Below are 13,052 nucleotides of genomic sequence, written 5' to 3' on the forward strand. Positions count from 1 at the left end.
CGTTTGAATACATTACGGCCGACACACCGGACCGTCAAAACCAGCAACCGCCCGGGCGTGTCACGCCCCAACGGGGCGGAAACACGGCTTCCGTGCAGCCGGGACGGCACCCTATTTCAGCACAGCGGCAGTGCCGCTCGGGGCAAGAGTCTCGGCCTCGTCGTTCTTCACTTCGGCGGAAACCGAGGCATCCGCAACGGGGTGGGCGGCGCCCCTGTCCCCGCGGTACTTCCACAGGCCGATGCCGACCACGACGCCCGCGAGCAGGAGGGACATCAGGAGTTCCATGCGGGTGCGTTCGAGAATGGCCATGCCCGCGAGCAGTGCAACGATGGCGCCGATGGCCAGCCAGGTCAGGTAGGGGAAGGCCCACATCTTCAGGCTCAGGCGACTGGCGGCATCCGTGCCCATGCGCCGTCGCAGGATCAGCTGCGACACGGCGATGACGAGCCAGACGAGAAGCGCGATCGCGCCAGAGGTGTTGACGAGGAGAAGGAAGACCGTGTCGGGCGCGATGTAGTTCAGACCCACCGTGATGAACCCGACGACGGTGGAAGACAAGACGGCGGCGCGCGGCACGCCGCGGACGGAGATTTTCGACCACGCCGGGGGTGCGTCCCCGCGTTCCGACAGGGAGAAAAGCATGCGGCTCGCGGTGTAGAGACCTGAGTTCAGGCAGGAGAGCACGCTGGTAAGCACGATGATGTCCATGATCGTGCCGGCCCCGGGGATTCCGTAGAGCTCGATCACAGCGACATAGGGACTCTTGGCCACGGAAGCGCTGTTCCACGGAAGCAGCGTGACGACGACGGCGATGGATCCGATGTAGAAGACGAGGATGCGCCAGACGGTGGATTTGACAGCCTTCTTGACCGCGTCGACCGGGTTCTCGGACTCGCCGGCAGCGATCGTGGCGATTTCGGCGCCGAAGAACGAGAAGACGACCACGAGCACGCCGCCGAGGACGGCGCCGCTGCCGCTGGGGAAGAACCCACCGTTGCCGGTGAGGTTGCTCAGGCCGGGGGCCGCGACCCCGGGCATCAACCCGAGGATGGCCACGACGCCGAGCAGCAGGAAGACGGCGATGGCCGCCACCTTGATCGACGCGAACCAGAACTCGAATTCACCGAACATTTTCACGGAGGCGACATTGGTGCCCGTGAGGAGCACCATCAGTAGGAGTGCCCAGACCCACTGGTCGACCTCCGGCACCCAGCGGTGCACGATGGCGGCGCCGGCCGTGGCCTCGATGCCGAGGACGATGATCCAGAACCAGGCGTACAACCAGCCGATGCTCAGCCCCGCCCAGCGACCGAGGGCTTTGTCGGCGTAGGTAGAGAACGAACCGGTTTCTGGATGCGCTGCCGCCATTTCGCCCAGCATCCGCATGACCAGGATAACGAGCAGTCCCGCGGCCGAGTAGGCCACAAGGATGCCCGGCCCGGCCTGCTGGATGGCAGCTCCGGACCCGACGAAAAGGCCGGCTCCGATCACGCCGGCGATTGCGATCATCGAGAGGTGTCGCGGTTTCAGGGACTTGGACAGCTGCTGGCCTCCCCCGCCCTTTTTTGCGGCAGTGCGGTCTGTGTCTGTCTCGTTGGCCATGTCACTCCAGTTTCAGTGGGATGCTGCCACCCCGACGGTGGGGCCGACTGCTATTCATTGGTGCTTCGTGAGTTAGCGTATGACCGGCGATTACCGGCGCCGAAATCAACCCGCGGGTGGAAACGTGCTTCTAACGTGCGATTAATCGGCGGGCATGAGTGCGAGGACTTCGTCGCGGATGCGCACCATCACCTCAGGGGTCCCGGCCTCCACGGTGAGTCGCAGCTCGGGCCGCACCTGCTTCTGTTGCTGCTGCGGCGCTCGCTCCGGCTCGGTGCGCGATGGGCGCACGTTAAACCACCAGAACGGTTCGTCGACGCTCGTGAGGCCGATGACCGTAAGGCCGTCGATCTCCTCGAAGTCGGCGGAACCCGTGTAGGCGTCGACGACGCGCGCGTAGACCCCGGGTAGGTCGTCGACGGCCATGCTGATCTCGCCGGAATGGGCGTAGGGCATGGCATCCGCCGCCAGCGCCGACAACGGGCGGGGCTGGAATCCGAGCTCCGCCAGAACGTGCAGGGCCGCGAGCAGACCGCTGTCGGCGCACCAGAACTGCGGGAAGTAGTAGTCGCCGGAGTACCCGAACCCGAACACTGCCCCGGTGGCCCGCAACTCGGCCCGCATCAGGGATCCGCCGACCGAGGTGGGGACCGCGGCCGCACCGGCCGCCTCGATCGTCTCCGCCACGAAGCGGGAGACGTTGAGGTCGTGCAGAACCACCACATCCCGGCCAGGGTCCTCAATCCGCGCGCTCGCGATGGCGCGCCGGGCGAGCACGGCGCCGATCGCGGACGAGGGCACGACGCACCCGGTCTCGTCGACCACCACGCAGCGGCCGCCGTCGGCGTCGAAGCCGAGCCCGAGGTCGGCCTCGTGCTGGATCACGGCATTCCGCAGATCGGTGAGGGTGGCCGGGTCGGCAGGGTCGATGGTGTGCGGCGGGAGGTCCGACCCCTGATCGAAGAAGAGCGGGACGATGGTGAGGGCTGCTGGGCGCGGTGTTTCGGCGGGGTCCGCCGCCGCGGAGGCGCCGCCGGCCGGGTCTCCGGCAGCTTTGCGGACATCGTCGCCGAAAACGTAGGGCACCGTGACGGCGGCGGCGCCGCGGCCGGCGTCGACCACGACGGTGAGCGGGCGGATTCCGGTGAGCCCGACGAGCGCGCGCAGCCCGGCCGCGTAGTCGGGCAGCAGGTCGAACTCGCGGCGGCGGCCGGGTGTCGCCACCGGGGCCGGCCCGGCGGCCAGATAGTTGACGGCGCGGTCACGGATGGCGCCGAGACCGTAGTCGTGCCCGATCTCTTGGGCACCCGCCCGAAGCATGGTGAGCGAGGAGGCGGTGATCCGGGCGGCCGGGGCGTTTTGGGCTCCCGAGCCGAATCGAATTTCGTCGGTGGAACACACGCCGAGGTCGACGACGGTGGCCCCTCGGGCTTCCGCACCCCGGGTGAAGGCGGCCACGAGCTCGCCCGCCTCGCCCCGGTCGTGACCGAGGAGTACCTCGCGGCTCTGCGCACCGACTTCGTCGACGAAGGCAGCGGCAAGGGCAGCCACCAACTGCGCGGTCAACGGTGCGGCAGTCGTGCCGCACACCTCGCCCGAGCCGACGACGGCGCCCAGGCAGGCGGCGGCATCCGTCTGGTCCGTCATTCCGCGGATCCCGACTCGGCGTCCGGCCCGGCGGCCGGCTGTGCGTCCGGCCCGTCGGCCGGCTCGGTCGCCGGCCCGTCGGTGCGGAGGCGCACCAGCTGCCAGCCCTGCGGGGCTGCGGTCAGCCGGGCGTGCCGGGCGCAGAGGTCGAAGGTGTGCGGCTCGCGCTGCACGGCAAGCGGACCGAGGACGGCCATCGCGTCGGCATAGTCGAAAGTGAGAGTCGCGGCGGATTCCTCCGAGCAGGCGACACGGGAGCAGGGCCGGAATGACATTGGCTACAGGATACCCGTCAACGGGTCGAACTAGGATGAGGGCATGTCTCGAGTTCGCCGTTCCGCCGTGTCGACGCCGGCCCCCGTTCAGCGCGGGCGAGGTCGGGACCGGCACGGCCGGGGCATCCGCAGCTCGGCGACCGGGCCTTATTTGCCGCCTCTGCAGACGCGCATCGACAACTTCGATATGACCGTGGCGTCAACCGTTGACTACCTCCGCTCGGTCTGGCCGGAGCAGCTGGGTGATGTGAGGTTCGTGGTTGCGGCCGGTCCTTCCTCGGTGCTGCCGGCCATCGGAGTGGAGCGCTGGGCCGTGAACGCCGCGGAGCGTCGCGTGGTCTTCTACCGTTTGCCGATCCAGCGCCTGACGCGGCTGCATCGGAACGACGACCTGCACCGGCGGATGGTGATCGAGAGCTGCGTGTTCCGCGCGATCGCCGAGCTGCTCGGCAAGGACCCGTGGGACCTGGCGCCGGATCGGTTCCGGCACTTCTAGGGTTCCGCTCGCGTCTTTTGCTGGCGGCGGCCGGGGTGCGCTCGGTCGCTTTTTTGTGCCCGGATCCCCGTAATTACGGAGCTTGTGGCCGAAGTTTGCCCCAATTTGAACTAATTCCAAACCGTTTGACGGAGGGGACCGAACCTCATTCAGCACCAAGAACCGCTGAATCCCAACCACAGACCCTAAGGATTTTCTCATGCGCTCATTCACCAAGACCACGCTCAGCCTCGCCACCGCGGGCCTCCTCATCGCCGGCCTCTCCGCCTGCTCGACCACAGCCGATGCGACCGCCCCGGCCGAGAATTCCTCCTCCTCTTCCTCCCCTTCCTCCGAGGGAGCAACCCCCAAGGCCCTCGCTTCGATCCCCGCATTGTCGGGCGTCGACACGTCCGTTCTCCTCGACGCCGACTTCGCTGCGGCGCTGACCAGCCTCGGCCTCACCCCCGGCACCGTGGGCACCGCCACCCTGACCGACGGCAGCCTGCACTTCCCGATCACCGGTGGAAACGTGGACTACTACGACCCCGAAGAGGACTACCGGCCCTTCGTCCAGGGCTCCATCGAGCACGAGGGCTCCGGCTTCTCACTGACCGCCGGCGAGACCACGGTCGAATTGACCAACTTCACGATCGACCCGGGCACCAGCAAGCTGTTCGGTGACGTGAGCGTCAACGGAGAGTCAGCCGCCACCCAGGTCCTCCTCTTCAACCTCTACGGCGGGACCCTGAAGCCGCTCCAGATGGACGGCGATAACGCCATCCTCGAGGGCACCACCGTGCACATCTCGGCTGAGGCCGCCGGCCTGCTCAACGACACGTTCATGACGGATGCTGTCGCTGACCAGCTCCTGGTCGGCATCGCGAAGATCACGGTCGCCACCAAGTAACACCGCTTATCAGGAAGGGCCCGCTGCGCAGATGCGCAGCGGGCCCTTCCTTGTGTTGCTCGCGGTGGTCGAGACGCTGACCCGGCGGCCCGGCGGCCCGGCGGCCCGGCGGCCCGATTCTGCCGCCCGGTTCTGCCGCCCGCCCGGGGCATCCGGGGCGGCCGCGGTCGCTAACTTTGGGGATTTTCGCAACACGCCGCACACCCAGGCGCCACAACCGGCATTTCGCGAAAATCTCCGCGTTTACGTCACACGGCGGATGGGAGGTGAGGGCCGTGTGACCGATGCCAGCGGCGGTCAGTTCAACGGATTGCGCCGTGGCCCCTCTTCTCCTTCACAATATGGGCGTCATCGGGTTTTCCACAGAGCGATGACTGGTGCCGATCTGGGGCATGGAATGTCAGTGGATACCCGTAGCGTCTCCCTCATGAAGCCCACTTATAGCGAGAAGTTCGAGGCCCGGGGCGACACTTCGAGGCGATTCAGGCGACGCAGGCGGAGTCCGCCCGAGTCGACGCCCGATTCGCCGCGCAGGTCAATGGAGCCCGCCGGTATTCCGAGATCACGGCCCGGAACGCGACTCGGGGGAGCTCCGTGCACCTGCCCGACGGGACGCTGAAGAAGACGTCACCGACCGGGCGCGCCCTCCTCAGCGAACCAGCCACGATCATCCGCCCGGCGGGGCATCCGGCGGAGAAGGAGGAGAAGGCGGAAGAGTAGAAGGTGAAGAAGGCGCGGGAGCCGGATTCGGACGTGCCGGCGCCGTTCTGATCGGGCGGAACAGGCGTCGTGCCACCTCGGGGCGGGCGCGGTGGATCGACATGACGACGATGACGACGATAGCCGTGGCGATGGCCACCCGGGTAAGCGGAATCGACGGGACCAGCAAGCGGAGGGTGAGGGCCATCGGCACCAGAAGCCATTCCCAGCGGCCGCTGAGGGCGATGAACGGCAGCAGCAGCAGGGCATACCAGGAGTACCGCGGGCTCAGAATGAGCAGCGCACTGCCGATCATGACAAGTTGGCCCAGCCAGGGCTGGTCGGGGTCCGTCTTCCAGATCACGAGCACGGCGATGACGAAAAGCAGCACACCGGCAACGATGACGGCCGAGCCGCCCGGGGCGACCAGCGAGAGCAGGGCGAAGCGGGTGCCGTCCTCGTACCCTTCCTCGGAGAGGTAGCCGGGCAGATAGCCGAGCACCCCGATACCGGTGGTCAGCACATACGGCACGTACAGCAGCAGGAAGGTGGCCACGGCGGCCACGGCGACCTTCCACCCCTGGCGCCGCAGCATGGCAGGGGCCGCGAGCACGGGAATCAGCTTGGTCGCGATCGCCGCGCCGAGCGCGATCCCACCGCTCCAATAGCGCCGGCCGGTGACCAGGAACACCGCGCTCAACGTGAAGACGACGCCGAGCATGTCGATGTGGGAATTCGTGACCGCTTCCGTGGCCACGAGCGGACACCAGGCCCAAAGCGCGGCGAACCGCTGGTCGATGCCGCGGCGGCGCATCCCGACCAGCAGCATCACCGTGGTGCCGACGCTGAGCAGGAGGCCCGTCAGTTGCAGGGGCCAGTACTCCGCATTCGGCCCGGTGACCGCCCGGACGCCGGCGAAGAAGATCTCGGCGGCCGGCGGATAGATCGTGGGCACTCCGGTGCGGTTCAGTGCCGAACAGAGAATCTCGTCGGACTCGCTTTTCAGCGCCGTCTGGATGCGTTCGCCGACGCACACGAGATCGCCGGCCGCGGTCAGCTCCGGAGCCGGAAACAACCAGTCGGGGCGCAGGGCGTCGAGCCGATCGTCGGCCGGCGTGTAGGCATACGGCGAAATGCCCGCGGTGGCGACGATGCCGTCCCAGGCGTAGCGCGCGGAGTCCGTGCTCGTGTTCGGCGGACCGACCATGGCCGCGGCCCCGATCCCGACCGAACCCGCCAGGATCAGCACGACCACGGCCCGGCCCCGCACCCCGCGCAGCAGGACCACGGCGAGCGCGAAAAGCAGCCACAGCCCGCTGGTGCAGATGACCAGAGGCACCGTGTCGCGTCCCGGCTTGAACAGGTCATACGCGAGCACGCTGAAGGCCGTCAGGGCCGCACTGGCGGCAAGGAGGAGGGAGACAACGGCGATACGCACCCTGCCATCCTGACGGAACCCGGGCATTCGGGCCCAACCGTCCCGGTGCGCGTCACCGGACCGTAAGGATTGCGCCGCCTCTCCGGGCACCCCGGATGATGCAATGGAACCATGAGACGAATGATGTACGAGGCCCAGCGCGCGCTGGCCTCCCCGGTGCGCAATCCCCGGCTGGCGGTCGTGACCGGCCGGCTGCTCGGCGCCGCGTTCATCGTCTGCTTCGGCACCGGCCTGTACAGCCATTTCCTGCAGGAGCCGCTGCCGTGGATGCGGTTCCCGACCCGGCCCGCGTCGCTCTACCAGATCACCCAGGGCACGCACATCGTGGCCGGCATCGCATGCTTCCCGCTGCTGCTGGCCAAGCTCTACATCGTCTTCCCCGACCTGTTCCAGTGGCCGCCGGTGAAATCGTTCCTACACCTGCTCGAACGCGCGTCGATCGCCCTCTTCGTGGGCGCATCCCTGGTGCAGATCACCATCGGCCTGATCAACACCTACCAGTGGTACCCGTGGCCCTTTCCCTTCCGCGAGGTGCACTACGCCCTCGGCTGGGTGTTGGTGGGACTGCTGGTACTGCACATCGGCATCAAGCTGCCGATCATCACACGGTTCTGGAACGGGCGCGCCGCTGCCGAGCACGAGGCAACGGATGCCGCGAGCGACGTTGAGTCACCGGCCGACGTCGAGGCGGTGCGGCTCTGGGGCAGCGGACGTCCGTCCGGTGTGACGGGCCGGTTGATCGCCTGGATCGACGCCACGCCCTCGTTCGTGAGCGAGACGAAGACCGTGAGCGAGACGACGACCGTGAGTCGCCGGGGCTTCCTCACCACCGTCGGAATCGCCTGCGCCGCCGTGGTGGGGCTGACCGCCGGCCAGACCTTTGCGCCTCTGGACGCGGTGAACGTGTTCGGTCCGCGCAAGAAGGGCGTCGGCCCGCAGGGCCTCCCGGTGAACCGCACGGCCGAGGAGGCAAAGGTCACCGCGTCGGCCGTCGCCGCCGGCTGGGTGCTCACCCTCGCTGCCGGTGGCGTGGAGCGCAGCTTCAGCCGCGCCGAGCTCGAGGCCCTGCCGCAGACCGAGGTGGAACTGCCGATCGCCTGCGTCGAGGGCTGGAGCCAACTGGCGCTCTGGCGCGGGGTTCGCCTGTCGGAACTGGCCGACCTGGTCGGCGCCGACACCGGCGCATCCTTTCGCCTGATCAGTCTCGAAGAGCGCGGCAGCTTCAAGAAGACCGAGATGGGACCGGAATACGTGCGGGACCCGCTGACCCTGGTGGCGCTCGAGCTGAACGGCGAGACGCTCGACCTGCAGCACGGTTACCCGGCACGCATGATCGCCCCGGGACGGCCCGGAGTGCTGCAAACCAAATGGCTGAGCCGGATCGAGGCGATCACCGCATGAACACCGCAGGTATGACAACAGCACGCGCGACCACCGCGCTCCCCCACGCCGGCGACCGACGGATGCGCGCAGCCCGCACCACGCTGATCCTGCTCGGCACGTCCGGGCTCCTCTTCGGCCTCTACGTTCTTTTCGACACAGTGCGGATCACCCGACTGCCCGGGGTGGCGCTCTGGATCGGCGCGGCGATCGTGCTGCACGACGCCGTGCTGGCCCCCCTGGTCTTCTTCTGCGGCCTTCTGCTGCGCCGCGCGGGGCGCCGCGTCACGGGCACGATCGTGCTGGTCGTGCAGGCCGCCATCGTGGTCGGCTCGATCATGACGCTGATCGTGGTGCCCGCGATCGTCGCCCGGTCGCTCACCTCGAACAATCCGAGCATCCTTCCGCTCGACTACGGTCGGAACCTCGCTCTGTTCTGGGTGGCCGTCGCCCTGGTCGCGACGGTCTGGTCGGTCGTGCTCTACGCTCGCAGCAGGCGCGCGAACCAGCGGCCGTCCAGCCGCCAGTCCTGAGCCACGACCAGACCGGTCGCTCCGGCACGGTCGCGGAGGCCGTTAATGCCGATTTCCGCCCAGGGGAACACGGCGCTGCGGCTCCCGGTTGAATCCTCGATGGTGCCGAGGTAGCTGTCGTCCCGGGCCGGGTCGTGGCTGAGTTCGACCAGGAGAACGCCGTCCGGCGCCAGCAGGTCGGCGCAGCGCGTGAGCAGAACGGATGCGTCGCCGCCGATTCCGATGTTGCCGTCGACGAGCAGCGCGGCCGCCCAGCCACCCTCCAGCGGCAGAGGGTCGAAGACGCTGCCCTGCAACACGTCGAGGCCGGCGTCTGCGGCCATGCGCACGGCGGTCGCCGACACGTCGAGGCCGAGCGCGGTCAGCCCCAGCCCCATGGCGGCCCGCACCATGCGGCCGGGGCCGCAGCCGATGTCGAGCACCGGGCCGGTGATCCCGTCGAGCAGGCAGAGGTCGGTGTCGTCGGCGTCGGCGCTCCACCGACCGGCGTCGATGGTGGCGTGCTCGCCGGAGGATATCCGGCGCAGGTAGAGCACGTTGTCGGCGTTCCGCAGCGCGGCGGCATAGGGCTCCGCGCCGCCGGCACCGAAGGTGGTCGGTTCGGCCCACTCCCCCTCGAGTTGTGCGGCCAGCAGCGTCATCGGAAATTGTCCGTCGGGCTCGGCGGCATCATGGCGGCCAGAGCCGTGGCGAATCTGCCGGTGGGCGCGATCCCCGCCACCCGGTGGGCGTCTTCGATGGTGTCCACATCGGTGAGGGTAGGCAGCAGGTTCACGCGCAACCCGGCATCCGTCAGCCGTTTCAGCTGCACAGCGCCAGTATCGTCCCGGGACATCGGCACGCCGCGGATCAGGTCGCCGGTCGGGTCGTTCAGGGCGAGCGCCCAGAAGCCGCCGTCGTTCGCGAAGCCGAACCAGGCATCCACGTCATCGGTCCAGTCGGTGAAGACGGGTTCGAGCAGGGCGGGGGTGACCTGCGGGGTGTCCATGCCGACCAGCAGCATGGGACCCTCGCAGGCGTCGAACACGGCCGCGAGCCGCAGGTCGAGGGTGCCCTCCACCTGTGGCAGGATCTCGTAGCCGGCGGCTGCGTTCGGCGCAATCACACCGTCGAAGGCCAGGATGCGGCGGGTCGCGGGCAGGGCGGCGACCGCGGCGAGAGTGTCGTCGAGGCTGGCCGCCGCCAGATCGGCGGCCTGTTCGAGGCTCAGCGGCGGGTGCAGCCGGGTCTTCACCCGACCGGGAAGGCATTCCTTGGCGATCACGACGATGGTCGTCATCGGCGCGTCTCCCGGAGGAGGGCGGACATGTCATTGACCGCGGTCAGGGTGCCGCGCACGGTTCCGGTCACCTTGCTGCGGCCGACCCTGGGCGAATACGTCGTGTCAACCTCGAGGATGCGCCAGTTCGCCGACGCCGCCTTCAAGAACATCTCCAGCGGATACCCGCTGCGGCGGTCCTGGAGATTGAGGTCCAGCACGGATTCGCGGAGCGCGGCGCGCATGGGGCCGAGGTCATGGATGTTCACCCCTGTTATTCGGCGCAGACGCCAGGACAGACTGGAATTGGCGAGGCGCGCGTGCAGCGGCCAGGATTTGGCGGTCGCGGGCCGGCGGCGGCCGAGCACCAGGTCGGCGGATCCGGCCCGCACGGGATCAACCAGGAGCGGCAGTTCGGCCGGGTCCATCGACGCGTCGGCGTCGCAGAAGGCGACAATCGGCGCGGTGGCCGCCAGGAGGCCCGCGTGAGCGGCGGCGCCGAAGCCGCGGCGCGCCTCGTGCACGACCTGGGCGCCGGCCATGGCGGCGATCTCAGCCGATCCGTCGGTCGAGCCGTTGTCGACGACGATGGCCCGATACCCCTCCGGGAGTCGCGACAGCACCCAGGGCAGAGCGTCGGCCTCGTTCAGGCATGGCAGCACGAGGTCCACCTGGAACACAGTCATGGGACGACACTATGGGGGCCGGCTCCGCCGAAACGGCCAAAGAGATTACGGAGTGAGGAAGAAACGGTGTCGCCTGCTCCGGCCCGGCACACCCGGTGCCTGCCGCTCTATCCTGATTTCGTGCCTCCTTCCCTGCCCCCGGGCGATTTGCGCCCGCTACCGCCTCTCGAGCGCCGCATCCTCGTCGTCGACGACGACCCGACGGTGTCCGAGATCGTCTGCCGGTATCTGCGGGCGTCCGGGTTCGTGGTCGACGAGGCGGCAGACGGCTTGGACGGGCTCGCGAAAGCCGAACAGCTGCGGCCAGACCTGGTCGTGCTCGACCGGATGCTGCCACTCCTGGACGGAATCGAGGTGTGCCGGCGCATCCGCGGGGACTGGGAGATCCCGGTGATCATGTTGACCGCCCTCAACCAGGAGGAGGACCGCATCGACGGCCTCGAGGCCGGCGCCGACGACTACCTGACCAAACCGTTCTCCCCGCGCGAACTCGTGCTGCGGGTGCAGTCGGTGCTGCGCCGGAGCACCGCGCCCGCCGTGCCGGCCGGTCTGGTCTCGGCCGGCGACTTCGCCCTGGACGCGCAGGCGCACGAGGTGCGGCTGCGCGGCGAGCCGCTGGTGCTCACCGCGCGGGAATTCGACCTGCTGGCCCACCTGATCAGGCGTCCGCACACCGTGCTCAGCCGGGAGGACCTGCTTCGTTCCGTCTGGGGCTGGGAGTTCGGCGACCTGTCCACGGTGACGGTGCACGTGCGGCGGCTGCGGGAGAAGATCGAGGCTGACCCGGCGCAGCCCCGGCTGCTGAACACGGTCTGGGGGGTCGGCTACCGGTTCGACCCGGTTCCGCTGGCTCCCACGGGGCGGCAGTCATGACACCGGATGTGCTCCTCACGGTCTCGCTGTTCACGCTGGCCTGCGCGGTGGTCGTCGGCGGCGCCGGCCTGCTCACCCTGCGCCTGCTTTCCCGCACCTCCCTCGTACTGCAGCTGATGGTGATCGCCCTTGCCACGGTGGTGTCGGTCGTCGGCGGGATGGCGGCGGTCGCCTCGCAGACATACGTCTCCCGGCACGACCTCACGGTCTTCTACTCCGTGGCCAGTGTCGCCGGACTGGTGTCACTGGCCATGGCCGCGGTGCTCAGCCGTCAGCTCGCCCGGGACAGCCGCTCCCTGCGCTCGGCCGCGGCCAGCATCGAGCGCGGCGAACGGATCGCGGCGACCGACCGGCACAGCAACAACGAGTTCACGGCGCTGGCCGGGGAACTGGCCGCGACCGGGGAACACCTCGCCGAATCCCGTGTCCGCGAGAATCAGATCGAGGAGTCACGGCACGAGCTGATCGCCTGGATCTCTCATGACCTGCGCACGCCGCTCGCGGGCATCCGTGCCATGGCCGAAGCCCTCGAGGACGGCATGGTCGAGGACCCGGAACGGTACTACACGCAGATGCGCGGGCAGGTGGACCGGCTCACGGGCATGGTCGACGACCTGTTCGAGCTGTCGAAAATCCACTCCGGCACCCTGCGCCTGAGGCTGCAGCCGGTCTCGCTCTACGACCTGATCAGCGACACCGTCGCCGGACTCTGGCCGATCGCCCAGGCCAAGTCGCTCGACCTGCGATTCGCCGGAGAGAAGGGGCTGACCATCCTCGCGGACCCGCGCGAACTGTCCCGGGTGGTCGGCAACCTCGTCATGAACGCCATCCAGCATTCGCCGGCCGGCAGCTCGATCGTGGTCTCGGTCACGGCCAGCACCGGATCGGGTGCCGGTGCCACCGACCACGCCGTGATCTCGGTAACGGATGCCGCTGGCGGCATCCCCGAGCAGGACCTCAGCCGGGTCTTCGAAGCCGGCTGGCGGGCGAGCGGTCCGCGCACCCCGGTGGCCGAACCGTTGGGCACCGGCGGCGCTGGCCTCGGCCTGGCCATCGTGCAGGGGATCGTGCGGGCGCACCACGGCGAAGTGCGGGTGCGGAACGTGCCCGGCGGGTGCCGGTTCGAGGTGCTGTTGCCGCGGCATCCGATCGCTACGCGCTGATCCGCGCCGGACGCCCCGAACGAATTCGACGGAGATTTTGGCTCCCCTGCTGTATCCGTGGGTGTTTCGGAGCGCCTTAACGGCCGCACGCCGCTTCCTGTCTAGGTTTC

13 protein-coding genes are annotated in these 13,052 nt (G+C 68.7%); 6 read left to right on the forward strand and 7 right to left on the reverse strand.

The features are described 5' to 3' along the window. Positions 1-111: 111 nt before the first annotated feature. The 3 genes from CXY79_RS00330 to CXY79_RS00340 all read right to left on the reverse strand — a co-directional run bounded on the left by CXY79_RS00330 (position 112) and on the right by CXY79_RS00340 (position 3,527). Entirely contained in the window at positions 112-1,605 is a 1,494-nt protein-coding gene (locus CXY79_RS00330; protein WP_104099181.1) for an amino acid permease, read from the reverse strand. A 141-nt stretch (positions 1,606-1,746) separates the two neighbouring features. Further along, positions 1,747-3,252 (reverse strand): phosphomannomutase/phosphoglucomutase, encoded by a 1,506-nt coding sequence (gene manB / locus CXY79_RS00335; RefSeq protein WP_104099182.1) that lies wholly within the window; start codon positions 3,250-3,252, stop codon positions 1,747-1,749. Further along, positions 3,249-3,527 carry a DUF3499 family protein gene (locus CXY79_RS00340; protein ID WP_104099183.1) on the reverse strand — a complete coding sequence of 93 codons (279 nt, stop codon included), beginning with the start codon at positions 3,525-3,527 and terminating at the stop codon, positions 3,249-3,251. Before CXY79_RS00340 ends, manB begins: the two co-directional genes overlap by 4 nt. 43 nt (positions 3,528-3,570) lie before the next feature. On the opposite strand from CXY79_RS00340, the gene CXY79_RS00345 reads away from it, so the two are divergent. Continuing rightward, the gene (locus CXY79_RS00345; protein WP_104099184.1) at positions 3,571-4,023 is read left to right on the forward strand and encodes a metallopeptidase family protein; all 453 of its coding nucleotides are present in this window, start codon (positions 3,571-3,573) and stop codon (positions 4,021-4,023) included. A 199-nt stretch (positions 4,024-4,222) separates the two neighbouring features. Then, positions 4,223-4,912, forward strand: coding sequence for a hypothetical protein (locus CXY79_RS00350; RefSeq protein ID WP_104099185.1), 690 nt, complete (start codon positions 4,223-4,225; stop codon positions 4,910-4,912). Between the two features lie 667 nt (positions 4,913-5,579). Here CXY79_RS00350 and CXY79_RS00360 read toward each other — a convergent pair. Beyond that, entirely contained in the window at positions 5,580-7,049 is a 1,470-nt protein-coding gene (locus CXY79_RS00360; protein WP_158250186.1) for a glycosyltransferase family 87 protein, read from the reverse strand. 111 nt (positions 7,050-7,160) lie between these two features. Here CXY79_RS00360 and CXY79_RS00365 point away from each other — a divergent pair, with 111 nt between their 5' ends. After that, a complete protein-coding gene (locus CXY79_RS00365) occupies positions 7,161-8,450 on the forward strand; it encodes a molybdopterin-dependent oxidoreductase (protein WP_104099188.1) in 1,290 nt (429 codons plus the stop codon). An 11-nt stretch (positions 8,451-8,461) separates the two neighbouring features. Then, the gene (locus CXY79_RS00370) at positions 8,462-8,962 is read left to right on the forward strand and encodes a hypothetical protein (protein WP_104099189.1); all 501 of its coding nucleotides are present in this window, start codon (positions 8,462-8,464) and stop codon (positions 8,960-8,962) included. On the opposite strand, the gene CXY79_RS00375 is transcribed toward CXY79_RS00370, so the two are convergent. Genes CXY79_RS00375 through CXY79_RS00385 form a run of 3 tightly spaced genes read right to left on the reverse strand, consistent with a single transcriptional unit; the run spans position 8,911 to position 10,906 of the window. Next, on the reverse strand, positions 8,911-9,603 hold the full coding sequence (locus tag CXY79_RS00375) for a bifunctional 2-polyprenyl-6-hydroxyphenol methylase/3-demethylubiquinol 3-O-methyltransferase UbiG (RefSeq protein WP_104099190.1): 693 nt from the start codon (positions 9,601-9,603) through the stop codon (positions 8,911-8,913). The genes CXY79_RS00370 and CXY79_RS00375 overlap by 52 nt on opposite strands. Further along, positions 9,600-10,241: a DUF2064 domain-containing protein gene (locus CXY79_RS00380; RefSeq protein WP_104099191.1), complete on the reverse strand. Its 642-nt coding sequence runs from the start codon at positions 10,239-10,241 to the stop codon at positions 9,600-9,602. The genes CXY79_RS00375 and CXY79_RS00380 overlap by 4 nt, the downstream gene beginning before the upstream one ends. Next, a complete protein-coding gene (locus CXY79_RS00385; protein ID WP_104099192.1) occupies positions 10,238-10,906 on the reverse strand; it encodes a glycosyltransferase family 2 protein in 669 nt (222 codons plus the stop codon). Before CXY79_RS00385 ends, CXY79_RS00380 begins: the two co-directional genes overlap by 4 nt. Positions 10,907-11,026: 120 nt before the next feature. On the opposite strand from CXY79_RS00385, the gene CXY79_RS00390 reads away from it, so the two are divergent. Continuing rightward, a complete protein-coding gene (locus CXY79_RS00390; protein WP_233191092.1) occupies positions 11,027-11,779 on the forward strand; it encodes a response regulator transcription factor in 753 nt (250 codons plus the stop codon). Beyond that, complete coding sequence (locus CXY79_RS00395; RefSeq protein WP_104099194.1) at positions 11,776-12,942, forward strand: sensor histidine kinase KdpD; 1,167 nt, start codon at positions 11,776-11,778, stop codon at positions 12,940-12,942. The genes CXY79_RS00390 and CXY79_RS00395 overlap by 4 nt, the downstream gene beginning before the upstream one ends. The last annotated feature ends 110 nt before the right edge of the window (positions 12,943-13,052 follow it).

This window comes from Cryobacterium sp. M96 (assembly GCF_002929845.1).
Classification (GTDB): Bacteria; Actinomycetota; Actinomycetes; order Actinomycetales; family Microbacteriaceae; genus Cryobacterium; species Cryobacterium sandaracinum.